General features: G+C 43.1%; 24 protein-coding genes. 17 read left to right on the forward strand and 7 right to left on the reverse strand.

The genetic code is table 11. The features are described 5' to 3' along the window. Window positions 1-106 precede the first annotated feature (106 nt). On the forward strand, window positions 107-574 hold the full coding sequence (locus AWH49_RS12340) for a nucleoside deaminase (protein WP_082862820.1): 468 nt from the start codon (window positions 107-109) through the stop codon (window positions 572-574). 247 nt (window positions 575-821) lie between these two features. Here AWH49_RS12340 and AWH49_RS12345 read toward each other — a convergent pair whose 3' ends face one another. Beyond that, window positions 822-1,631: an alpha/beta fold hydrolase gene (locus AWH49_RS12345; RefSeq protein ID WP_063965968.1), complete on the reverse strand. Its 810-nt coding sequence runs from the start codon at window positions 1,629-1,631 to the stop codon at window positions 822-824. 295 nt (window positions 1,632-1,926) lie between these two features. Between AWH49_RS12345 and AWH49_RS12350 the strand changes: the two genes are divergently transcribed. The 8 genes from AWH49_RS12350 to AWH49_RS12385 all read left to right on the forward strand — a co-directional run bounded on the left by AWH49_RS12350 (window position 1,927) and on the right by AWH49_RS12385 (window position 10,366). Next, window positions 1,927-2,613, forward strand: coding sequence for a response regulator transcription factor (locus tag AWH49_RS12350; RefSeq protein WP_082862829.1), 687 nt, complete (start codon window positions 1,927-1,929; stop codon window positions 2,611-2,613). Further along, window positions 2,610-3,620, forward strand: a complete 1,011-nt coding sequence (locus AWH49_RS12355) for a sensor histidine kinase (RefSeq protein WP_063965969.1) — start codon at window positions 2,610-2,612, stop codon at window positions 3,618-3,620. Before AWH49_RS12350 ends, AWH49_RS12355 begins: the two co-directional genes overlap by 4 nt. A 90-nt stretch (window positions 3,621-3,710) precedes the next feature. Beyond that, the gene (locus AWH49_RS12360) at window positions 3,711-4,475 is read left to right on the forward strand and encodes an ABC transporter ATP-binding protein (protein WP_063965970.1); all 765 of its coding nucleotides are present in this window, start codon (window positions 3,711-3,713) and stop codon (window positions 4,473-4,475) included. Further along, window positions 4,462-6,366, forward strand: coding sequence for an ABC transporter permease (locus AWH49_RS12365; protein WP_063965971.1), 1,905 nt, complete (start codon window positions 4,462-4,464; stop codon window positions 6,364-6,366). Before AWH49_RS12360 ends, AWH49_RS12365 begins: the two co-directional genes overlap by 14 nt. Before the next feature lie 319 nt (window positions 6,367-6,685). Continuing rightward, window positions 6,686-7,774: a type III polyketide synthase gene (locus AWH49_RS12370; RefSeq protein WP_063965972.1), complete on the forward strand. Its 1,089-nt coding sequence runs from the start codon at window positions 6,686-6,688 to the stop codon at window positions 7,772-7,774. After that, a complete protein-coding gene (locus AWH49_RS12375) occupies window positions 7,771-8,304 on the forward strand; it encodes an isoprenylcysteine carboxyl methyltransferase family protein (protein WP_063965973.1) in 534 nt (177 codons plus the stop codon). The genes AWH49_RS12370 and AWH49_RS12375 overlap by 4 nt, the downstream gene beginning before the upstream one ends. 234 nt (window positions 8,305-8,538) lie before the next feature. Next, the gene (locus AWH49_RS12380; RefSeq protein WP_244886841.1) at window positions 8,539-9,696 is read left to right on the forward strand and encodes a multidrug effflux MFS transporter; all 1,158 of its coding nucleotides are present in this window, start codon (window positions 8,539-8,541) and stop codon (window positions 9,694-9,696) included. A 58-nt stretch (window positions 9,697-9,754) separates the two neighbouring features. Next, window positions 9,755-10,366 carry a YczE/YyaS/YitT family protein gene (locus tag AWH49_RS12385; protein WP_063965975.1) on the forward strand — a complete coding sequence of 204 codons (612 nt, stop codon included), beginning with the start codon at window positions 9,755-9,757 and terminating at the stop codon, window positions 10,364-10,366. A 180-nt stretch (window positions 10,367-10,546) separates the two neighbouring features. Here the strand turns inward: AWH49_RS12385 and AWH49_RS12390 are convergent, their stop codons facing one another. The 4 genes from AWH49_RS12390 to AWH49_RS12405 form a co-directional block, all read right to left on the reverse strand. Further along, complete coding sequence (locus AWH49_RS12390; RefSeq protein ID WP_063965976.1) at window positions 10,547-12,439, reverse strand: DUF2207 domain-containing protein; 1,893 nt, start codon at window positions 12,437-12,439, stop codon at window positions 10,547-10,549. 88 nt (window positions 12,440-12,527) lie between these two features. Next, window positions 12,528-13,229: an exonuclease domain-containing protein gene (locus tag AWH49_RS12395; RefSeq protein ID WP_063965977.1), complete on the reverse strand. Its 702-nt coding sequence runs from the start codon at window positions 13,227-13,229 to the stop codon at window positions 12,528-12,530. A gap of 6 nt (window positions 13,230-13,235) precedes the next feature. Then, entirely contained in the window at window positions 13,236-14,216 is a 981-nt protein-coding gene (locus AWH49_RS12400; RefSeq protein WP_063965978.1) for a DUF294 nucleotidyltransferase-like domain-containing protein, read from the reverse strand. Window positions 14,217-14,279: 63 nt separating this feature from the next. Next, window positions 14,280-15,557, reverse strand: a complete 1,278-nt coding sequence (locus AWH49_RS12405) for an ammonium transporter (RefSeq protein ID WP_063965979.1) — start codon at window positions 15,555-15,557, stop codon at window positions 14,280-14,282. 408 nt (window positions 15,558-15,965) lie between these two features. Between AWH49_RS12405 and AWH49_RS12410 the strand changes: the two genes are divergently transcribed. Further along, window positions 15,966-16,706, forward strand: a complete 741-nt coding sequence (locus tag AWH49_RS12410) for a YwaF family protein (protein WP_063965980.1) — start codon at window positions 15,966-15,968, stop codon at window positions 16,704-16,706. A gap of 14 nt (window positions 16,707-16,720) precedes the next feature. Here AWH49_RS12410 and AWH49_RS12415 read toward each other — a convergent pair whose 3' ends face one another. After that, entirely contained in the window at window positions 16,721-17,428 is a 708-nt protein-coding gene (locus tag AWH49_RS12415) for a DMT family transporter (RefSeq protein WP_425305711.1), read from the reverse strand. Between the two features lie 34 nt (window positions 17,429-17,462). On the opposite strand from AWH49_RS12415, the gene crcB reads away from it, so the two are divergent. From crcB to AWH49_RS12430, 3 genes are all read left to right on the forward strand, one after another. Beyond that, complete coding sequence (crcB, locus tag AWH49_RS12420; RefSeq protein ID WP_094777173.1) at window positions 17,463-17,831, forward strand: fluoride efflux transporter CrcB; 369 nt, start codon at window positions 17,463-17,465, stop codon at window positions 17,829-17,831. After that, the gene (locus AWH49_RS12425) at window positions 17,828-18,139 is read left to right on the forward strand and encodes a fluoride efflux transporter FluC (RefSeq protein WP_063965981.1); all 312 of its coding nucleotides are present in this window, start codon (window positions 17,828-17,830) and stop codon (window positions 18,137-18,139) included. Before crcB ends, AWH49_RS12425 begins: the two co-directional genes overlap by 4 nt. A gap of 77 nt (window positions 18,140-18,216) precedes the next feature. Next, on the forward strand, window positions 18,217-19,041 hold the full coding sequence (locus AWH49_RS12430) for an aldo/keto reductase (RefSeq protein WP_063965982.1): 825 nt from the start codon (window positions 18,217-18,219) through the stop codon (window positions 19,039-19,041). A 122-nt stretch (window positions 19,042-19,163) separates the two neighbouring features. Here AWH49_RS12430 and AWH49_RS12435 read toward each other — a convergent pair whose 3' ends face one another. Beyond that, on the reverse strand, window positions 19,164-20,114 hold the full coding sequence (locus tag AWH49_RS12435; protein WP_063965983.1) for a LacI family DNA-binding transcriptional regulator: 951 nt from the start codon (window positions 20,112-20,114) through the stop codon (window positions 19,164-19,166). 86 nt (window positions 20,115-20,200) lie between these two features. Between AWH49_RS12435 and AWH49_RS20995 the strand changes: the two genes are divergently transcribed. The 4 genes from AWH49_RS20995 to AWH49_RS12450 all read left to right on the forward strand — a co-directional run bounded on the left by AWH49_RS20995 (window position 20,201) and on the right by AWH49_RS12450 (window position 23,238). Beyond that, on the forward strand, window positions 20,201-20,335 hold the full coding sequence (locus AWH49_RS20995) for a hypothetical protein (RefSeq protein WP_269765889.1): 135 nt from the start codon (window positions 20,201-20,203) through the stop codon (window positions 20,333-20,335). A 109-nt stretch (window positions 20,336-20,444) separates the two neighbouring features. Beyond that, window positions 20,445-21,209, forward strand: a complete 765-nt coding sequence (locus AWH49_RS12440) for an NUDIX domain-containing protein (RefSeq protein ID WP_082862823.1) — start codon at window positions 20,445-20,447, stop codon at window positions 21,207-21,209. Window positions 21,210-21,231: 22 nt separating this feature from the next. Next, window positions 21,232-21,783, forward strand: coding sequence for a cysteine hydrolase family protein (locus tag AWH49_RS12445; protein WP_063965985.1), 552 nt, complete (start codon window positions 21,232-21,234; stop codon window positions 21,781-21,783). Between the two features lie 3 nt (window positions 21,784-21,786). Then, window positions 21,787-23,238 carry a nicotinate phosphoribosyltransferase gene (locus tag AWH49_RS12450; RefSeq protein WP_063965986.1) on the forward strand — a complete coding sequence of 484 codons (1,452 nt, stop codon included), beginning with the start codon at window positions 21,787-21,789 and terminating at the stop codon, window positions 23,236-23,238. The last annotated feature ends 180 nt before the right edge of the window (window positions 23,239-23,418 follow it).

Here is a 23,418-nt window from a genome sequence, read left to right on the forward strand (position 1 = left end):
GTAGTTGGGGGTTTCCCCCTGTGAGAGCAGGACGCCGCCAGGCAACGAGAAGAACAGCGACAGCTGTTCTTCTTTTTTTTAATTAAAAATTAGAGGTGTAACTATAATGGAAATAAGTAAATTTATGAAACAAGCAATAGACTTAGCAAGAGAAAACGTAAAGATAAAACATGGAAGACCCTTTGGAGCAGTAATTGTAAAGCATGGGGAAGTCATTGCAACAGGTGTTAATGATATCTTAGAAACCCATGATCCTACTGCTCATGCTGAGATCCAAGCTATTCGCAAAGCTTCTCAATACTTGCAGACAGCACAGCTTACAGGATGTGAATTATATGCGAGTGGTCAACCTTGTCCTATGTGCTTAAGTGCCATACACTTGTCAGGAGTGAAGGCTGTTTATTTTGCTTATTCTAATGAACAAGCTACGGAATTCGGGTTATCTACAGCCCATCTATATGAGCAAATGGCGCTCCCTATTGAAAAGCAATCCTTACCGATTAGGCAAATAGAGAATACTACAGATTCTGAACATCCTTATGAATTATGGGATAATATAAAAAGAGTAAAATAACAGTAACACAATAATACTTGTTTTATTGTGTTACCTTAGGAGTACCAAGTAAGTGGCAGAGCCACCAATTTTTATTGGTGGTTCTTTGTTCAGGAGTGATTGCTACTTTCTTTTTTTCAAAGCAGCAAATATAGTAATTGGAAATATGCAAAAGTTAGCTTTTGTTTAAGAAATGCAATCATTGGAATTTCTTTTTGCATAGGAAATTACATTCATACAGTAAATTGGTACGCTTAGGATCCCATCCTTATCCTATAAATTGTGTTAATTCTCGATTCAATTTTTCACGTTCTTCCCACATCAAACCGTGACCGCTATTTTCGAACGGAACAAGCTTGGAATTTTTAATTTCTTTATTTTGCGCTACAGCAAGTGGGTACAAACAAACCTTGTCATGAACACCGTGAAGAATGATCGTTGGAACACGTATTTGTCTAAGATCAGAGAATAAGCTTTCGTCTCTAAACGAAGTGGCAACTGCTGCGGTAGACCAGCCAGCTGCCTGTAATCCCATTTGGAGGAACCATTGGGAGAAGGGCTGCGTTATATGCAGGAAGAAAAATTCGCCTTCAAAGTCTTGAAGCATTTTAGGACGGTCAATGTACGTATTCTGAATGATGTTCGTGACCGCTTCTTTTGGAAGTCCGTAAGGAAAATCAGGGCGTATCGTCAAGCTGGGCGCTGCAGCTGCGATTAAGGCAAGTTTAGACACCCCATACCCGTTATGACGTGTCATATATCGCACGGAAATCGCTCCACCTACAGAGTGACCTGCGAGCGTGAAGTTTTGTAAATGAAGTTCATCCACCACTGCCCGCACATCATCGGCTAGCCGATCGTAGGAGTAGCCGCTCGATGGTTTGTCCGAGTTGCCGAATCCTCTCAAATCCATGCCGATGCAGCGATAGCCGAGAGAAGGCAAGTGATTAAACTGGTATTCAAACAGCTTATGGTTTGCTGGCCAGCCGTGTATAAATAAGATTGTTTTCTCACTTTCCCGATTCACATCTTCTACATAAATATTTACATCTGGTTCTACTCTTAAATAATACCCCACTGCAATTCCTCCTTAAAAAATTATCACTTAGAAGGTTATTCAATTTGGTTAAGGTAAATAACTTTTCAGGAAAAAATGTTTTCCTTTGATCATTCGATTAACCTTGTATGACAAATGACTTATACAATATACAATATACGATTTTAAGATATGGAAAGTAACAATCAATGTATAAGGTATGGGATTAGATATAGATGTCCTAGCATGGGCTGGCGAAATTTCCTTGTGGGCTTTTTTCTTTTCTAAGAAAAACTTATGATAAGATAATCTCATAAATAGAAGGGTGATGGGCGCGATGGAGATGAAGATTATGATCATTGAGGATGATCTGGCGATTGCCCGACAGATGGAGATACGGTTTGGACAATGGTCGTTTCAGACAGTGTTGCCGGTGTCTTTTCATGATGTGATGGCGACGTTTTTAAAGGAAGAACCGCATTTGGTTATTGTAGACATACAGCTGCCTGCTTTTGATGGCTTTCATTGGTGCCGGGAAATTCGGGCGGTGTCGACGGTTCCGGTTCTGTTTTTGTCATCGAGGGATCATCCGATGGACATGGTGATGGCGATGCAAATGGGTGCGGATGATTACATACAGAAGCCGTTTCATATGGATGTGCTTGTCGCGAAAGTGCAGGCGCTGCTCCGACGAGTATATGCATATGGTGATGAGCCGGCGGATGCGCTGCAGTGGAACGGGGCGGTGATTGATTTGAAAAAAGGAATGATCCGTCATGATGGAGAAGAGGTGGATTTAACGAAAAATGAATTGTTTATTTTAACGGTGCTCCTCGATTCGCGTGACAGCATTGTTTCAAGAGAAACAGTAATCAAGAAACTTTGGGATGATGCACAGTTTGTCAATGACAATACGCTGACGGTGAACGTAACGAGATTGCGGCAAAAGCTGGTGGGCATTGGGTTGGAAGGATCGATTGTCACGAAAAAAGGGCAGGGCTATATGGCTGTGACTCTGTCATGATTAAGCTGTTTTTAAAGGATCGGATGAGCTGGATTTTCTTTTTTATCTTATGGGTTGCGGCAGGAGATGCTCTTATTTTGCTTGATGATGGGATTGTCATTGAAACGGAATCACTCGTGTACTGGAATGGGTTCCAGCTAATGTTGTTTTTTCTTTTTTTGACATGGCGCTATATAGTCGAAATGGCCTTTTTCCGCTCGTTAATAACGATGCAGACGCATGAGGTACGCGACTGGAATGAAGCAGTACCGGAAGCCCATTCGGGAGTGGAAGATATTGCACGGGAAGCCATTCTCCATGCATCCCGCTCCTTACAGACACAGCTGTCCCAATTGAAAGCGGAGCAGGCGGATCATCTTGATTACGTCACGTCCTGGGTGCACGAAGTAAAGACACCGCTGACGGCGATGAAATTAATTCTGGAAGAGAAGCCGGATCTAGATGATGTACTTGATCAATGGATCCGCATTCATGCACTCGTCGATCAACAGTTGCACGTGGCCCGCTTGGCGGAATTGCAGCGGGATTTTATGATAAAAGACGTTGCACTGCAGTCGATGGTCGTGCCGGAAATACAGGATCTCGCAAAATGGTGCATCGAAAAAAATATTGAAATTAATTTAATTGGTGTGGATAAAATCGTCACAACTGACCCGAAGTGGTGTCGTTTTTTAATCAGGCAAGTTCTCTCGAATGCAGTGAAATACAGCCTGGTTGACGGAACGATTCATATCGAAGGTGTGAACAACAAAGACGGGCAGATCTCGCTTCGCATCACAGATGAAGGCCGCGGAATCAATCCTGCTGATTTGCCAAGAGTGTTTGAAAAAGGGTTTACCGGTGATGCGGGCCGGAAATCGAATGCGGCGACCGGACTCGGGCTGTATTTGGCGGCTGTGGTCGCGGAAAAATTAGGTCACCGTATTCACATTGAATCTAAAAAGGGGACGACTGTGACGATTACCTATTTCCCAAGAAATCCTTTCGACGAAGTGACAAAAATGTAACATTCACTCCCTGTTTTGTCATGTGAATCGAACGACTGGGAGTACAGTCGCGGTATACGATGAAAATAGAAAAAAACAGGGAGGCACAAGATGAACATTTTAGAGGCAAAACAGGTGCGAAAATCATTTGGATCGAGAAATCAGGTGTATCAAGTGTTAAAAGGCATTGATCTCAACGTACGAGCGGGAGAATTTGTCGGCATTATGGGGCCGTCGGGTGCCGGGAAAACGACACTCTTAAACGTGCTGGCATCGATTGATCGGCCGACAGAAGGTGTGATCGAAATCGGCGGCTCGGACATTGCACGTATGAAAGACCGTGATTTATCCAATTTTCGCCGTGAGAAACTCGGTTTTATTTTTCAAGATTATAATTTGTTGGATACGTTAACGGTGAAAGAAAATATTTTATTGCCACTGTCGCTCGGAAAGCAAAATCGAATGGAGTCAGAACGGATGTTCGTTGATATTGCGAAAGCGCTTGGCATTACGGAACTGTCGGATAAATACCCGAATGAAATTTCCGGCGGCCAAAAGCAGCGGACATCGGCAGCGCGGGCGCTTATTAACAATCCATCGCTTGTTTTCGCGGATGAGCCGACTGGTGCACTTGATTCGAAGTCAGCGTCATCGCTTCTTGGTAATCTGGAAGGAATTAACCGGGAACGGAATGTGACGATTATGATGGTTACCCATGATCCGGTCGCATCAAGCTATTGCAGCCGAGTGGTATTTTTAAAAGATGGGCAATTGTATACGGAATTATATCGCGGCGATAAAGAGCGGAAAGATTTCTTCGGGGACATTATGAGTGTGCAAAGTGCGCTCGGGGGTGACGGCTATGACACTGTTTGATCTCGTCCGGCGCAGCATGCGGAAAAATATTAAGCATTATTATTTGTACTTCTTCTCGTTTATTTTTAGCGTTATGCTGTATTTTGTGTTTGCGACGCTGCAGCATGATGAGTCGGTCATAAAAGGAGCGGAGTTGTCGCTTCGCTTAGATCAGTCTTTTAAAGTGGCTGCGTATTTGTTGTTGGCAATTGTTGCGGTGTTTGTTTTGTACGCCAATTCAATTTTCTTAAAACGGCGCAGCAATGAAATTGGTATATATCAGTTGATTGGGCTGACAAGAGGCGGAGTTGCCCGCATGCTTATGATCGAAAATATGTTGCTTGGCATAGGCGCGCTTTTAGTCGGGATTGCGACAGGTATCGTCGTTTCGCGTGGATTTTTGCTTTTGCTCGTCAAGCTGATGGGAAAAGAAGCATTTATAGAATTATCGATTTCCATTCCAGCGATTATGCAAACAGCTATCGTTTTTATTATTCTCGTGGCCGTGACATCTCTTCAATCATTGCGGGTTGTGTATAAAAGCACATTGATTGATTTGTTTACAGCAAGGCGGACAACCGAATTGTCAAAACAACCAGGTAAAATTAGTCAGTTGCTATTTGGTGTGCTCGGCATTGTGTTGATTGTATTTGGCTACTGGTATTCAGGGCGTATGGTGAACAGCTATTTTATTTTGAATGCCTTTATCGTGCTCGCTGCGACGATTTTCGGTACATTTTTCTTTTTCCGCGCAACGGTCGGATGGCTTCTCCATTTATGGAGAAAACGAAAAGATGGCCACTTGGCGTTTCGTGATACGCTTTCCACTGCAGCGATTATGCATCGGATGAAAAGCAATGCGCGTTCATTGACGCTTATTACAACGTTGTCTGCCATGACACTAGGCATGATCGGTGTCGCGTATTCCCTTTATTACTCTGTTGAAAATTCGACGCGCGGCATGTTTCCATACGATTTTGCTTTTCAAAATCAAGCAGAATTCGCTTCTTCATTTGAAAAAGAATTAACCGCAGCCGGCATCTCTTTTGAACAGAAAGAACTCGCCTCTGTGGAACTTCCTGTCGATGTAGCAAAGTTGCCTAGTCAGGCGAGCGCTTATTGGGCTGATTTAAAAGCATCTGTTTTTTCAAATGATTCACTTGAGCAGGCAGGGATGACAATTGTAGATCCGACAGGCGGTGCTGTTTTATTTGATTCATTTGCCAATAGTGACATGTTTGGATCGAATGTCGGATATGATGTCACACTTAAAATGCCGAACAATGAGCTGGATATTACGATTAAAGAAGTCGAAGAAAAACTTGCAATGAATACCGATACAAGCTTTTATCAGCTGGCAGTTGACCGTACCACGTATGAAAAATTAGCGTCAGGTGCACAAGAAGTACCATACCTGGTGTTCACACTTGGGCAAGAAGAAGACAGTAAAGAAGCGACAGCCATTTATAAAAAAGTAGTGCCGGAAAAGGAACAGCGGGTTGTTTACTATGATATGCTGGCACAGCAATTTGAAGCGAATGGACTGATGGTCTTCATTACCGGTTTTCTCGGTCTTGTCTTCCTGTTAACAACAGGCAGCATTCTTTATTTCCGTCAGATGACAGAAGCCGAACAGGAAAGACAGACGTTCCGCACACTACGTCAGCTCGGTTTTTCCATTCCAGATATGATGAATAGCATCATATGGAAGCAGCTGTTTATTTTCGGATTACCGCTCGCAATCGGTATTCTGCACGGCATTTTTGCGATTAAATCAGCTTCATCTTTCTTATTTTCGGCAAGCATTTTATTGCCGGCAACAGTTGCTTTTATCGTATACGCAGCTATTTATGCTATTTTCGCGGCGTTTACGATTGGCTACTACCGGAAAATAATGAAAGATGTTTTATAAGTGCAGAGGCACCTTCAAAAGAATTCTTTTGAAGGTGCTTTTTGTATTGAACAATCATTAAAAGGTTTTGTATCTTAACAGTAATATAATGTAGAAATCATTTTCTGTTTGGCAATAGAAAATGAGTTTTTGAAATAGAGAGAATTTGACTGGGAAATCAGTACAGTGGAATAATGTGGACAAACAGAGAAGAGAACGTAATATTTTTCTTGCTGATACGCTCGCATTGATCCTCTACTGAATACGAATGTTAATATAATGATTGAATAATTGGAAAAAAACAGGGCAAACTAGTAAAAAAAGAAAAGGGGGATTTCGTATGCCGAAAATTGTCTCGGTCAGCACGTTTCATCCACCGCATGAACTTATGCAGGGGAAGGTGATGGACTTTGTACGGGAATTGTTTCAAGAAGACTTTCAAGATATCGAACGACTGCTGCCTGTCTTTCAAAACGGCCAAATTAAGAAGCGCCATTTATCTATGCCTCTTGAATGGTTTCGTCATGAACATAGTCTAAAGGAACGGAATGATTTATATATTAAATTAGCGACACAATATGGAGTAAAAGCAGTGGAGAGCTGTTTAAAAGACGATCGTTTTTTACAAAAACCAGTGTCCTTTGGAGAGATCGATGCTATTTTCTTCATCTCCAGCTCCGGTATGGCAACACCCGGGATTGAAGCAAGAATTATGAACCGGCTGCCATTTTCAGCGGATACAAAGAGGATTCCCATCTGGGGTCTTGGCTGTGCGGGAGGGGCAGCGGGTGTCAGCCGTGCGCATGAATACTGCCTGGCGTTTCCAAAAGCGAAAGTGCTCGTTCTTTCGGTCGAATTATGCAGCTTAACTTTTCAACGAAACGATCGTTCCAAAAGTAATCTGATTGGCACATCATTGTTCGCGGACGGTGTTGCCTGTGTACTCATCGCCGGTGATGCCGCGGATGTGAAGACAAAGTGGCTTACGCCATCCATTTTGCGTACAGAATCAAAACTGATGCCTGATTCGGAAGATGTGATGGGATGGGATATGAAAGACAGCGGTCTTCATGTTATTTTTTCACGTGATATCCCGTCGATCATTCGCAGTTGGCTCGGTGGGTTTGTCGAGACGTTTTTACAAAAGCAGAATCTTTCTATCGATAAAATCGAGCATTTTGTTGCCCATCCAGGCGGCAAAAAAGTGCTCGATGCGTATGAGGATACACTTCATCTAACAAAAGAGAAAACAGTACACGCTTGGGACGTACTGTCTGAATTCGGTAACATGTCTTCACCAACTGTTTTATATGTGCTTGAACGCTTTATGTTAGATGAGGTGAGGAAAGGGGATTATGGATTGATGGCAGCACTTGGACCGGGATTTTGCGGAGAATTAGTTCTTCTGGAATGGGGGAAGGAAACATGACACTGTTCTTATTCGTAATCACTGTAGTGTGTCTGCAGCGTTTTGTCGAACTTGTTGTTGCAAAACGAAATGAAAAGTGGATGCGTGAACGGGGAGCCTATGAAGTTGGTGGGGGGCATTATCCGTTGATTGTTTCTCTTCATGTAGGCTTTTTCATTAGCTTAGCAGCTGAAGTGATCTTATTGGAAAGATCCATAAGCGATTGGTGGCCGGTATGGATGTCCCTGTTCTTACTTGCGCAGGCTGGCAGAGTGTGGAGTCTCGCTTCTCTTGGCCGTTTCTGGAATACGAAAATTATTATTTTACCAGGTGCGCACGTTGTAAAGCGGGGACCTTACCAGTGGATCCGGCACCCGAATTATACCATTGTTGCTGCTGAAATTCTTGTTTTGCCACTTCTGTTTCAAGCGTACTATACAGCCATTATCTTTTCAGTGCTGAACATGATGGTACTATCAATCCGGATTAAGGTCGAAGAAAAAGCACTCATTGAGGCAACAGATTACAATAAAGTGTTTAAAACAGACTAACGACGAAGGAGCAGCAATTAGGGAGGATTTTATGAGCGTTTCAGTTGGAAGGTAAAGAATAATATAAGATGTCTGTCTCCATGGTGTGCTAGTTGTACTTTGGAAACAGGCATTTTCTTCTATCTTCAAATGCTGTATGATGGAAAAACCAGATAAATAGATTGGTAGGGGAAAAATGTGAGAGAGTCTGTTTTGGAAAAGCAGCAAGTACACAGCCGTTCGAAACGCGTATGGATGGCACTGCTGCTCGGTTCGTTGTCAGCGTTCGGTCCATTGTCGATTGATATGTATTTGCCGTCATTGCCGATTTTAGCAAATGATTTGCAGACGACAGCGTCGATAGCCCAGCTTAGTTTGACTGCTTTTTTAATCGGTCTTGCAGCGGGTCAGCTTGTGATGGGGCCGCTCAGTGATGTGCAGGGGAGACGGAAGCCACTTCTAGCAGGCCTCGTCGTATTCGCGATTGCGTCTATGTTATGTATGATTGTGCCGTCGATCTGGGGATTAATTGCGATGCGGTTCGTGCAGGGTGCGTCTGCTGCAGCTGGAATCGTTATCGCACGTGCAGTTGTACGTGATATGTATGATGGGCCGGAATTGACAAAGTTTTTTGCGCTTTTAATGTTAATTAACGGTGTTGCACCAATTGCCGCACCGGTTGTCGGCGGACAGCTATTGGAATTTGTTTCGTGGCACGGCATTTTCGGTGTGCTTGCGGCCATTGGTATCATTATGGTCATGGCTGTCTTTTTTGGGATGCCGGAAACGCTTCGGGACGACCGGAAATCAGCGGGCGGATTAAAAAATACGCTTGTGACATTTAAAACATTGCTCGTTGATAAAGTATTTATGGGTTATTGTCTGGCCCAAGGGTTTGTCATGGGAGGAATGTTCGCGTACATTTCAGGTTCACCGTTTGTTCTGCAAGACTATTTCGGCTTGTCGCCGCAAGAGTTCAGTTTATGTTTTGCAGCAAATGGTGTCGGAATTATTATTGCATCGCAAGTAACTGGGCGCCTCGCGGGGAAAGTGAAAGAATCCGTGCTGCTCGTATTTGGTTTATCGATGGCACTTGGCGGAAGCAGTATGATGTTTTTAATGCTTCTTATGAAAGCTCATTTAATAGCTGTATTAATTCCGTTATTTTTCTCTGTCGCAAGCGTTGGTGTTGTAGCGACAGCATGTTTTTCTCTGGCGATGCAAGGAAAAGAAAAAACGGCTGGTGCTGCGTCTGCACTGCTCGGTTTAATGCCATACATTTTCGGTGCCACGGTTGCACCGCTTGTCGGCATTGCTGGTGGCGGAACACCGCTCCCGATGGGGATGATTATGGTATCGTGTCATCTGGCAGCTATTGCATCATACTTTTTACTGTGCCGGCGAAGAACTTAAAAGGAGGCCAAAGATTTACAATAAAAAGATAAATGCTTGTTAGGAAGAGGTATTTATAGTGGGGAAAAGAATAACGGTTTACTTTGTAGGTTTAATCATCACTGCACTAGGAATTGCGCTTGTTGTTCATTCTGATGTAGGGGCGGGTCCGTGGGATGCTGTGGCGGTTGGATTAAAACTTCATTTCGGATTGACGATTGGCATGTGGTCGATTATTGCACAAGGGTGTGTTGTGCTCATTACGGCCATTATCGAGCGGGCGAGATTTCAGTTCGAATCGATCTTGGCGATTATGCTGCGGAGCTGGTTTCTCGATCTCTGGTTTTATGTCATCTTAAATGATATAAATTTTACTTCATCCCCTGTGATACAATGGATGACATTTGCGTTAGGTGTTTTTGCAGTCGGACTTGGTATCGGTATTTATGTTGAAGCAGAACTGCCGAAAACACCGCTTGATGGATTGATGCTCGCGCTTAGCAATACGTTTGGCTGGAGTCTTAGCACAGCGAGAATTTTGATTGAATTGACAGGTGTCGCGATCGGATTTTTACTGGGTGGACCAGTTGGCATTGGCACAGTCATCATTGCGTTGACGCTTGGCCGAATTATCTCGGTTGTAAATCGTAGTATGAAAAAACACATTGTCATGCCGGGTGTATCTACATAAAAAAGGGGCTGTATCATAAGCCCCTTTTCTAATGGAAATAATCAATGATTGCGCCCGAAAAAGCTTTATTTTCGCGATGAATTCATTGTAAAAATACTAGAATATGTTTTAAAGCAAAAATAGGGTTGTTCCTAGTTAGTTATTCATTGACATTTAGGATAGCTCCTTGTTCGGAGGGGATCAGTCTCCGCCTCCGCCATCTCCACCTCCGCTGTCCCCACCACTACCGCTATCTCCAAAGAAGTCGCCTCCGCTGTCCGAGGAGGAAGAACTGCTTCCTCGCGGTATGCTCCATTTCCAAGTTTCTGAAACGTAACGAACAGGTTCTTCATCTGATAGGATTAAAAACGTAAGTGGCGCAACAGCTGCGAGTTCCGTATCCAGCATTTTATGCGATACCGGTTTTTTTGCCCGCAGAATTAGTGACCGTACTGTCCATTTTTCAATGTCACTGTTCGGCATATTCCGTTGTATTCGGAACTGCCTGCTGTCTGCTTTCACAACAGCGGCTTCGCTTGATAACAAGAAGCGTGGTGTTAAGAAATACAAGACGGCACTGAGCAATATAAACAGTACGAGCCACAATGCTGCATCTACATCGTACAGCATAGCAGCCCCAAGGGCGGAACCTGTAAAGAAAATGGGTGCAGGCCAGCGTTTTTTTGGCTTCCGCCAAATAGTTATCATGAGCACCAGTCCGATAGTTCCATATACAATCATCGTAGACATTTCTAATGAATCAATCACATATGTGTATAACATTAACCCGAATACAGCCAGCAGTACCCATCCTTTTAAAAACCGCGGCAGCCGATCACTCATGACGCCGTCTTCTTTCATCTCATCAATGACATTATCCACCCATTCTTGTTCGCGCTGTTTAAATGTCTGCACTTTTTTCTGGTAATTGCGAAGAGTCGTATTTCGCGTTTTTTCATTTTTCGTTGCACCGGCTAAATCATGGACAGTGAAGGTGTTGCGTCTTTTGAAAAAAATCATGACCAGCTTCTTTTCGCAGTCAGACAATCGCTTTCGATCTCCCGTCAATGTGAAATGCAGCGTGTTGTTCGGGGAATCCGGATCTTTATAAAAACGGCCGTGCGTCCGGCTTACCTGCACAGATGCGAATCCTTTTTCAACAAGTGAATAAAGTCCAGCTAAAAAGGCATAATGATCCGTTTTCCCAGCTCGATCAATCATATACAAATAAAGAGGGTCATGATGGATCAGCGATGATGAATCACTGCGCCCACCATGAAACCTTACGAACATGACAGCGATTGCTCCCGCAAAAACAGCTGCGGATAATACCATCAATAGTATCTCGAGGTTGTCTTTTTGCTCTTCCTTTTTATAAAAAGATTGGGCGAGTGTGTTTTCCGCGTCGACCGCTTCTGTAATCGTCATCGGTTCGGCCCTTTTTGTTTGTCCGGTCATCATGGACGAAGGAAATAAAACACGAACTTCGGTCAGCGAATAAAGCATGGAAGCGGGCGTTGTAAAGCGGACGACTTCTGATCCTTTTTCTTCTACCATCCCGAGCCGATCGTGAAAAAATGCATAATATTGAGAGGGCTCTATTTCTTCAGGAAAGACGATATCAATCGTGACGTTTTCCAATGTTTCATCGTGATTCCCATCTGTTCCGAAAAAAGGAATGGTGAGATCGCTGTATGTATCGTACGAGTGAACGGCGTTTTTAAGTTCATAAATGTAAAATACTGATTTCGATGTGTTTGCTGTGGGAAGTGCTGCATAAAATGTGTTGTCCTCCTGTTCCACAGGCAAAGCACGCAAATCATTTTGGCTGACAAAGCCAGGCTCTGCACTCGTATTCGTTAATTCGTATGCTTCAAAATATTCCACGCCGTCGTGTCCCACTTTATGAATGGAGCGCCTAACCCGTTCATAATCTCCATTAAATGTGTAATGGAAAATTTCATTTACAAGTACGTCTCCGTCAGGTTGAATCCAGGTTCGAATGTTAACTTCATCCATAGAATAAGAGCGGGCGTGAACAGATGGTGCAAATAAAAAGAGAAAAAGAACGAAAAACGCGAGTTGTTTTTTCAATAGAAGTCGCCTCCTTATACAAGATGTTACGATTGTTTAGAAAGAAAAGATTCATAGAGCAGGAAAAATAATGAAAAAGACTCACCGCTCATCGAATCGCGGCGAGTCTTTCGTATACTTGTGACAATGTATTGATTCCTAATTTTTGTAGCTTATCAATATAGACAGCCCATAAAGCGGCGGTGAGCCGGGCATCACCAAGTGCATGGTGGCGTCCAGTGACGGTAATTTGATTATGTGTACAGCAGTCTTCCAGCCGGACATATGGGTTATCCGGTTCAGCAATACGGTACATGAATGACGTGTCGATGAGCCGGTGAGAAAAAGGGGTGCGAAAGTATTTTCGGCTTGCGTACTGCATAAACGCTTTTTCATGGCTTGCATGATGGGCAACGAGCGGAGACGCTCCGCTAAATTTGAAAAATTGTTCAAGCGCATTAGCCGGCTCTGGTGCATTTTTTAATTCTGCTTCATCAAGACCGGTTAGTTCTTTAATAGAAGGAGGAAGAATCTTTTCGTAACGAACGGGCGAATAGTATTCATCTTCTACTTGACAGCCGGTCACTTTCACGGCACCAATGGACAAGATTTGATCACCTTTATCGGGGTGAAAGCCGGTTGTTTCCAGATCAAAGACAATCACTTGCAATTCATCAAGTGGAATCGAAGTCGTCTCCTTCGTTCGCAAATCCCGCTGTAAGCTACGCATAAATGCTATATCCTGCCGGCCGCCCTGTAAACCGGTAAATCGGTTGCCGCTCAAATTTTTCATAAAATCGTTAAAGCCCATGGTTGATCATCCTTTTTCTACAAATCGCTGCACGTAATGATGAAGTGCCTCTGCCGTTTTTAAAATGTGACGCAGTTCTTTTTTTCGGATCGGTCCGAGCGTGTCGATATGAATGTAATGAGAGCTGTCATAATCGGATGCATTTTTGAGCGCACGAAGTCGAAAGTCCAGTAGCATCCGGTACGCCTCTTCACATTCGTCTATCCGGCTTGCATGTGCAGAAATTTGTTTTAATGCTTTCATTCTCATCAATGTCGAGGAAGATTCGATTCCTTCTTTGACAGCTAGCACGCGGATCGCATTGACATACGGGAAAAATGCCGCCTGTTTTAAATTGAGTGCACCTGTATGTTGACCGTTTTGTTCAGTGAAAATCTGTCCGAACAGCCCAACGGATTTTTTCATATATTGAATGTTTTCGAAAAAACGTTTCAATAAATACCGATCGTTTTGTAACAATGTTGAAATTTGTTTTTTAAATGAAGAAATATATGTTTTCTCCCCGTAGAGCACCCGCGCATCGCATATCATATGAAGCGAGCGAATCGTATCAAGTGTTTCCTCTTCGATCCATGAATGAATCTGCGTTTCCCATCCTTCAATCGATCGGCACCAGACTGGGTTCGAACTCATGACTTTGCCTTCGCAGTACGGATAGCCTACCTCATATAAACCATCTGAAAACGTTTGGCCGAGAGTGAGAAAATAATCCGCCGCATCATTTGTATGAAGTTCATATATCATGCCGTGATCTTGATCGCTGAGTGTTCCTTGTTCACACCGACCAGCACTGCCGAGTAAAAATAATGTGAATAGGCAAGGCGGAGCACCGTTTGTTTCTTCATGCTTTTGTAAGGCCGTTAAAAATACCTTCATCATAATCGCATCGTGAAATGCATTTAACCGCTGTGTTGAATGAAGGTATTGCTCCATGCTTGAGTCTTTTGCAAGGCGGATGTCTGCGTATGTGTGGGCACGCGTCGTCATACCTAAACACATCCTTTTTAACTAATAATACGCAAAGCGGAGCCGCTTTGCGCATGAATTATATTATTTTTCTCCTGATATAGTTTGATTTGTATGATCAGCAAATACTTCTGGATAGCCGTAGCTGCCGTGTTCACTCATATCAAGGCCCATAATTTCCTCTTCTTCTGAAACTCGGAGTCCGCCAAGTGCTTTCTTGATGGCGAAAAGAATAATGAATGACGCTGCGAAAGCGAAAGCGCCGCTGACGAATACGCCCATTGCCTGTACACCGAGCTGTGTGAAACCACCGCCGTAGAAAAGCCCAGGCCGACCGACCGTTGCAAGTTCTGGTGTAGCGAAGAAACCAGTGGATAATGTACCCCAAATACCAGGAATACCATGAACAGAAAGGGCGAAAATGGGATCATCAATGCCCATTTTTTCGATCAAACGTGCACTGTAGAATACGAGTACACCGGCGATTAAACCGATAACGACCGCTGCCCATGTGTCAACGAATGCACATGACGCGGTAATCGAAACAAGTCCTGCTAGTGCGCCGTTTAAAATGGTTGGAATATCGGACTTGCCAAGAACAACCCATGAAATAATCAATGCTGAAACAGCAGCGGCACCCGCCGCGAGGTTCGTGTTCAGTGCAACGTATCCGAAAAAACCGCCATCGACTGATAATGTGCTGCCTGCGTTAAAACCGAACCAGCCAAACCAGAGAATAAGGACGCCAAGTGATGTGAAGACCTGATTGTGACCGTGAATTGCATTAGCAGAACCGTCTTTATTAAAACGGCCAATACGTGGTTTAAGCAAAATCGTTGCGGCAAGTGCAGCCATTGCACCTGTTAAATGTACGACGGTCGAGCCAGCAAAATCTTGTTTGCCGTGCTCAGCCAACCAACCGCCGCCCCAGATCCAGTGAGCGACAACTGGATAAACGAGTGCTGAAAATAAAATTGTGAAGAGGACGTAGACAGAGAGCTTTGCACGTTCCGCGAAACCGCCGAGCGCAATTGTGACCGCGATCCCTGCGAATGCCATCTGGAATAAGAAGAAGACGGGGGATGATAAATTCATATCTTCAAGTTCATAACCGGAATAAAAGAAGTTCGATAATCCGATGAAAAAGTTTGCGTTATCTCCGAAGATGAAAGCAAATCCGACAGCCCAGAAAACGAGGCAGGCAAGACCGAATGTGAAAACAGTTTTACCGGCAATATGTCCGGCATTTTTCATGCGTGTTGACCCCGCCTCCAGCATAATGAACCCGGCAGCCATAAAAATAACTAAAATGGCACTAAGCATAACCCACAGACTGTTCATTAAATACAACATATCATCCATTTTTAACATCTCCCTGAACGTTATTTTTGATAACTAAATTATGTTATGTTTTATAACATGTACTTATGATATGTGGGGAGTAAAGATTAGTCAATAGTTTTCTGAACATTTTTAAAATTAATGTTATAAAAAGTAACATATAAAAGGACGGGATTATTTAAAGTGGTTTTAAATGTAGAAAGATTCTCTGGAAAGCATTATTTCCTAGGGAAGTTTTTGTATTATCCTTCAAACGAAAACGTAAGTATAAAAGGAATAAGAAAAACTCTTCCAGGCCGATTCTTATATGGTACACTTGGAATGGAATTGGAAAATGACGATCGTGTATTTTGTTCATCATTGTGGAAATAGAAAGGTAACCATACTGGCCGCTTATTTTATTATGAGCCGGCAGAAAGGGGTTTGGGAATGAGCTGGTTTGGGGGAAGTTATGAAGAGTATGACTTCAATATGTTTTCAGCGAGTCATTTTACTGTGCTAGCCATTTTAATAATAATTGTCGGTTGTCTCTATATTTTTAAAGAACGGCTGAAGTCATCACAATGGAGAAAAGCTGAAATAGGGACAGCTGTTTTCTTGTTATTGCTTGAAATGATGTATCACGTCTGGATGATAGTGAATGGCAACTGGCAGCTCAGCCATGCTATTCCACTGGAACTGTGCAGCATTAGCTTGTTCCTAGCTATTATTTTATTAATTAGTGAAAAGAAACTAGTGTATGAAATTTTGCTGTTTACAGGATTGCTCGGTGCATCGCAGGCGCTTTTTACGCCGTACTTAAATTATGACTTTCCACATTTTCGCTTTTTTCATTTTTTTATGACGCATCTGCTTATTTTCTGCATCCCGCTTTATTTTACGTGGATAAAGGGATATAGACCATCCATTTATTCTGTTGGTAAAACGATGTTGTTTTTAAACATATTGATGCCGTTTGTGATGATCGTGAACTGGCTCACAGGCGGCAATTATTTGTACCTAAGCCATAAGCCTAAAAGTACAAGCTTGCTTGATCTGCTCGGCCCCTATCCGTGGTATATCGTCTCACTAGAGTTGCTCGCGTTCAGTTTAAGCATTATTATCTGGCTGTTGTTACGACAAAGAGAAAGAAGTTTGCCGGTGGAGAAACCGTTCCGCCGCCGTGCTTGAAAAAAGCGGGAGATTTATCCACCCGCTTTTTTGTATGTTCTTTGCTTTTGCTGTATTAAAAAGAAAAAGACGCCGAGCAGGAGAACAGCAAGCAATGTTGCGCCTACAGGTTCCCCAAGAATGCTCATTGAAATGGTTGTCGCATCGACGTAGTTTAGTAGCCAGTTATTAATGACATGAGCCACTGTCGGGACGATGGCGAGCAATAGAAAAATGCCCCATTCCCGCGTGTTATGGCCGCCAAAAGCAACTCCTGTCCCCAGGTTATATGCAATTAAAAAAATCGATGCAAAGGCAAACACACAAAAACTATAAATCCAGTGCGATACTTTACGGACGATGTTTTGGCCGATTAATAAGTAACCGACAACTACAATGACACTTAAAAAGGATAAAATATCTCCTGAAATCGCTTCACTGCTTAAGCCGAAATCGTCCCATCCGATCATAACAGTACCAATGATGGCGATGCCCATCGTCATAAAGGCAGCGGCCGTTGTACGTTCCTTAAACAGAAAAAAGCCTCCGATAAGAGATATAACCGGCTGCAGGGTCAAAATGATGGTCGAACTTGCGACCGTTGTCAGCTTCAGAGAACCGAACCAAAGAACAAAATGTAAAGCGAGAAAGAGACCGGAGAAACATAATAAAAGCCAGTCTTTTTTTGTGATTTCACGAAAGTCCGCGCGCTTCTTGACAAAACGGCTACCAAAAATAATGATAAAAGAGACTTATTGATAGAAAGAAGGCTTTCGTGTGAACATATATATACTCATCGGGATCGGCGGCATGATCGGAGCGGTTTTGCGGTATAGCGTCAGCATATTAACGGTTTTATGGTGGAGCGGCTCATTTCCGGTTGCGACACTTTTAGCTAATTACATAGGCTGTTTTTTATTGCCATTTCTCTCGTTCAAACTAAGCGGTGTAGTATCAACGGATGTACAAAAAGCGATCACAACAGGTGTGATTGGTTCTTTTACAACGTTTTCTGCATTTAGTATTGAAACGATTGCATTGTTTGAATCTGGCAACATATTCGAAGGATGGCTGTATCTTTTTTTAAGTATTATAGGTGGACTCGTTTTTGTGCGGCTCGGTGATAGAAAGGGGCGCCTGATATGATTTTCGTTGCGATAGGTGGTTTTTTCGGGGCAATCGCACGTTTTTGGCTTGGAAATCATTTGAATAAAGGATCATTTCCGTATGGAACGTTGTTTGTGAATGTCAGTGGTGCCTTTTTGTTTGGTCTGCTGATTGGGAGCGGGATAGAAGGGAACAGGCTGCTTCTATGTGGGACAGGTTTCCTCGGTGCCTTTACGACGTTTTCAACGTGGATGTTGGAAGCGGATAAAATGGAAATGAAAAAAGCGGTTTTTTATATTATGTTAACATGTGCAGCCGGATTTTTCGGCTCATGGATCGGTTTGTAAGACAGTATAAATGAAAGAAAAACGTATGCTGTGCTATACTTTCTATGTAAAGTAAATGATAGAAGGGACGCGGGGAAATGCAATTTGTTACGTTAAATAATGGAGTTAAAATGCCACAGCTTGGATACGGTGTATATAAGGTAGAAGACGAGGAAGCGACGCCAGCTGTTTTGAAGGCCATTGAGGCAGGCTACCGTTCAATCGATACGGCAGCCTTTTATGGAAACGAACGTGGTGTAGGCAAGGCGGTACGGGAATGCGGTGTACCGCGTGAAGAGTTATTCATTACAACAAAAGTGTGGAATAGTGATCATGGTTATGAGAAGACGCTGAAAGCTTTTGATGAAAGCATGGAGAAGCTTGGTCTTGATTATCTTGATTTGTATTTGATTCACTGGCCGATGCCAGCTGAAGATACATATGTAGATACGTACAAAGCGCTTGAAAAATTATACGCAGACGGACGTGTGAAAGCAATTGGTGTATGTAATTTTAATATTGATCATTTGCAGCGCCTATTGAATGAGTGTGAAGTGAAGCCCGTTTTGAATCAGATTGAATGCCATCCGTACCTTGTTCAAAAAGAGCTGAAAGCATTTTGTCAAGAGAACGATATATATGTGGAATCATGGGGTCCGCTTATGCGGGGCGGCGCTATTTTTGAAAACGAAGCAGTGCAGTCGATTGCAAAAAAACACGGCAAAACACCAGCGCAGGTTATTTTACGTTGGCATTTGCAAAACGGATCAATTGTCATTCCGAAATCCGTGACACCATCACGAATTGAAGAAAACATCGATGTCTTCGGCTTTGAATTGACGCAGGGAGATATGGATCAAATTACAGCTCTTGACCGCGGTGAGCGAACAGGCCCAGTGCCCGCTGAATTTAATGGTAAGTAAAGAAGGCTGCCGGAAGAAATTCCGGCAGCCTTTTCATGATTGAAAAGCCGTTATTGTTCACGCTTATTGGAATTTAGTCACATTCGAGTGATATGACGATGCTTACTAAAATATTCTCGCGTTCAAACACTGTCCCGTTCGATTAATTTATACGCTATTTCACGATGTGAAACAGTATCCTCTGAAATGGCTAGTTGAAAAGCGATTATTCCGAGCTGCTTCAGGGGAAGTTCTATCGTCGTGATGCCGAGCGGTGCGGCGATAGCATGATTGTCAAATCCAACGACGGCCACGTCTTCCGGCACATTAAAGCCTAATCGCTTACACTCTAGTATAAATCCTACCGCAACAAAATCATTCGTGATCAGCATGGCAGGAGGAGGGTCATCAAGTGCTGCCCATTCACCAGCAACACGTGTGCCATCTTCAATCGTCAATGCTTGATCAAAAATCCACTTATCTTGCACATGCCCGAACGTTTCTTCATACGCTTTTTTACGAGCTTGACTACTTTTTCCGTCCAATCGGAAGACTGTGTAACCAATTTTTGAATGCCCTCTTTCAATAAAAAAAGAAATAGCTTCTTTAAACGCTTCATATTGATTTACAAAAACAGATGACATCTGTTCACCGGAACTAGCTTCGCACAATACGATATTCCCATATGCACTGTAGTCTTCCACTAGTTCAATCGGACACTCCCGCGATGTAATGATAATCCCGTCTACCTGCTTTAATTTCAGCATGTTAAGTGCATCAATTTCTTGAGCGATGTCATAATTCGTTTGCACAATCATTAATTTAAAGCCGCTTTTTTCAGCAGCGGATGCTATGCCATTTAAAATGGTTCCGAAGTAAGGATGGTTTACAAATGGCAAAATGACGCCGATTGTCTCCGTTTTTCCACGTGATAAATGAACGGCATTAATATTTTTTTCGTAGTGAAGCTGTTCGGCAGCGTTGAGTACTGCCAGTCTTTTTCCGTCACTTACATAAGGATGGTTATTCAACACGCGCGAAACTGTAGCAGTTGACACCCCGGCGATCCGGGCAATATCGTGAATATTTCCCATTGTCATCCCTCTTTTTTAAAAAAGTGCTTGCTCTGAAATGCGTTTCACACTTTACAGTTTAAAAAACAAAAGAGGGAGTGGCAAATATGTTGGGGATTTTTATGTTGCTAGTACTTAGCGTAGTTGAAGTGATAGTGGCCAGGGCTGCACTGAAAGCAGGCGGAGAAGAAGTTAAAATACAGCAATTTGAGGAATTTTTCGAAAGGGAACACAAATCATAATTATCACACACCGGCTGAGTGAAGCTGTTTTTTAATAACAACTTGCAAAAAGAGTTATCCTCGCATATAATTAGTAATTATAAAATTAATAATTAGTAGGAGAGAGCCAATGAACGATTACGATTCCTCAAAATATCGAACACCGGACGGTTATACAGCGGATATTGCAGTTTTCACGATTCTGTCCGAAAAAAAAGAAGAAAAAGCACCGCCGGATATGACGCTTCATATGATGCTCATTCAGCGTGCTGAAACAGACAGTGAAGGCAATCCGAATTTCGAAGGAGGCAAATGGGCGATTCCAGGTGGCTTCATTCAGCTGGATGAAACTGGAATACAAGCTGCTGCCCGAGAGTTAGTGGAAGAAACAGGTGTTGAAGGACTTCACATTCGTCATTTTGGTGTCTATGATACACCAGGACGTGACCCGCGCGGTTGGATTATTTCGAATGCGTTTTATGCCATTGTACCAGAATCAGCACTTGCCAGTCGGCGAGCCGCTGATGATGCAGCGGACGTTCAATTGTTTAGCATCGAAGACGTATTGAAACTGGATTTGGCGTTTGATCACCGCGATATTATTACGGATGCACTGACCATGATCCGTTCGGAAATGATCCGGACAACGACGGCGAAGAACTTTTTACCAGAAGAGTTTACGCTCTCTGAATTGCAGCGGGTGCTGTTGACGGTAACAAATGATCCGAAGATTGCCTCCGATCCGGTCTTTTTCACGAGAGCACCGAAACTGCCATTTATTGAATTGGTGCTGGACGAATCGGGACAGCCGAAAAAAACGACGCGCCATTCGTACCGGCCGTCACGTCTTTACACATTTAATAAAATTGATATGATCGAATCCATTTATGGGTGAAAAATGAAGGGATGGGTTTCAAATGAAACGAGCGCTACTCAATATTGATTACACATATGATTTTGTTGCCCCAGACGGGAAATTGACGTGCGGGGAAGCGGGCCAGGCGTTGGAAGGTGAAATTGTCCGGCTGACGGAACAGTTTGTCGGAGACGGGGATTACGTTGTCTTTGCGGTGGACGTTCATGATGAAAATGATCCGTATCATCCAGAAACAACGTTATTTCCCCCGCATAACATTCGCGGTACAACAGGGCGCAGCCTATATGGAAAGCTGCAAGATGTGTATGAGAAAAATCAAGACCGTGACAACGTGTATTATATGGACAAAACACGCTACTCAGCTTTTGCGGGTACCGATCTTAATATGAAGTTGCGTGCTAGAGGGATTACGGAAGTACATCTTGTCGGAGTCTGCACGGATATTTGCCTCTTGCATACAGCAGTTGATGCGTACAACAAAGGATACGAAATTGTGATTCATGAACAGGCCGTTGCCTCATTTAACGAAGCGGGCCACACTTGGGCACTCGGTCATTTTACAAATACGCTCGGAGCGAAAAAGGGGGAATAATGAATGAAAACGTACATGGATGATAGTTTAATGCTGCATACAGATTTATATCAAATTAATATGGCGGAAACGTACTGGCGTGACGGCATACATGACCGCAATTCCGTATTTGATATTTATTTTCGGAAACTGCCTTTCCGTAATGGATACGGGGTGTTTGCTGGTCTTGAACGAGTAATATCGTTAATTGAGCAGTTTGGTTTTACAGAAAGCGACATTAATTATTTACGTTCAACAGGTTATCAGGAAGACTATCTTGAATTTTTAGGAAATATGACATTCACCGGTACGATCCGATCAATGCGTGAAGGGGAAATTGTATTTGGCAATGAACCGATGATGCGCATTGAAGCACCGCTTGCGCAGGCACAACTGCTTGAAACGCTGCTTTTGAATGTCATTAATTATCAAACGCTTATTGCGACAAAAGCATCTCGCATGATGCAAGTGATAGGGAATGGAACGGCGAGTGAATTTGGCACAAGACGAGCGCATGAAACAGAGGCCGCGGTGTGGGGAGCTCGTGCTGCGTATATTACGGGCTTTGCTGGCACGAGCAATGTTCGTGCGGGTAAATTATTTGGGATTCCAGTATCCGGGACACATGCTCACGCAATGGTACAGGCCTATCAGGATGAATATGTAGCATTTACGAAATATGCCGAAACACACCGCGATTGCGTGTTCCTCGTTGATACGTATGATACACTGCGCTCTGGTGTACCGAATGCGATCCGTGTAGCAAAAGAATTTGGTAATAAAATTAACTTTAAAGGTATCCGGCTCGACAGTGGCGACCTTGCCTATTTATCAAAAAAGGCAAGGGAAATGCTGGATGAGGCAGGATTCCCAGATACGCAAATTATGGCATCCAATGATCTTGATGAAGAAACGATTATGAGTTTGGGCGCCCAAGGAGCAAAAATTGACGGCTGGGGAATTGGTACGAAGCTCATTACTGCATTTGACCAGCCTGCGCTTGGCGCTGTATTTAAACTCGTCTCAATTGAAAATAAGCAAGGTGAAATGGTCGATACGATTAAAATTTCTGGTAATCCAGAAAAAGTGACGACACCAGGTAAAAAGAATGTCTATCGCATCATTAACAACGCCAGTGGCCGAGCAGAAGGCGATTACATCGCGTTAGAAAATGAAGATCCGCAAAAGGAAGAAAAACTAAAAATGTTTCATCCACTACACACGTATATTAGTAAATTTGTAACGAACTTTACGGCTCGCAATTTACATGAAGATATTTTCCTCAATGGGAAACGGGTGTATGAGCTACCGTCGCTTGAAGATATTCGTCAGCACGTTAAAAAAGGTTTGGATGTTTTTTGGGATGAATATAAGCGTCCTGTTAATCCGGAGCAATATCCGGTCGATTTAAGTCCGGCATGCTGGGATCATAAAATGCGCAAAATTGAAGAAATGCTGCCACAGTCAGCAAGATAAGAAGAGGCTGCTCGAAGTTAGTTATTCACTGATTTCGGGCAGCTTCTTCTATTCATTTGAAAAGAGTAATGAAGACTTGCTTTAACTGATTTTCATCATAGTGAATCATTCATTCGTTTCGATCAAAATAGCTTGCAGGCCATACAGAATGATAGGGTATTTATGCTCTTTGTCGAATAT

The sequence above is a fragment of the Domibacillus aminovorans genome, from assembly GCF_001643235.1.
Lineage (GTDB): Bacteria > Bacillota > Bacilli > Bacillales > Domibacillaceae > Domibacillus > Domibacillus aminovorans.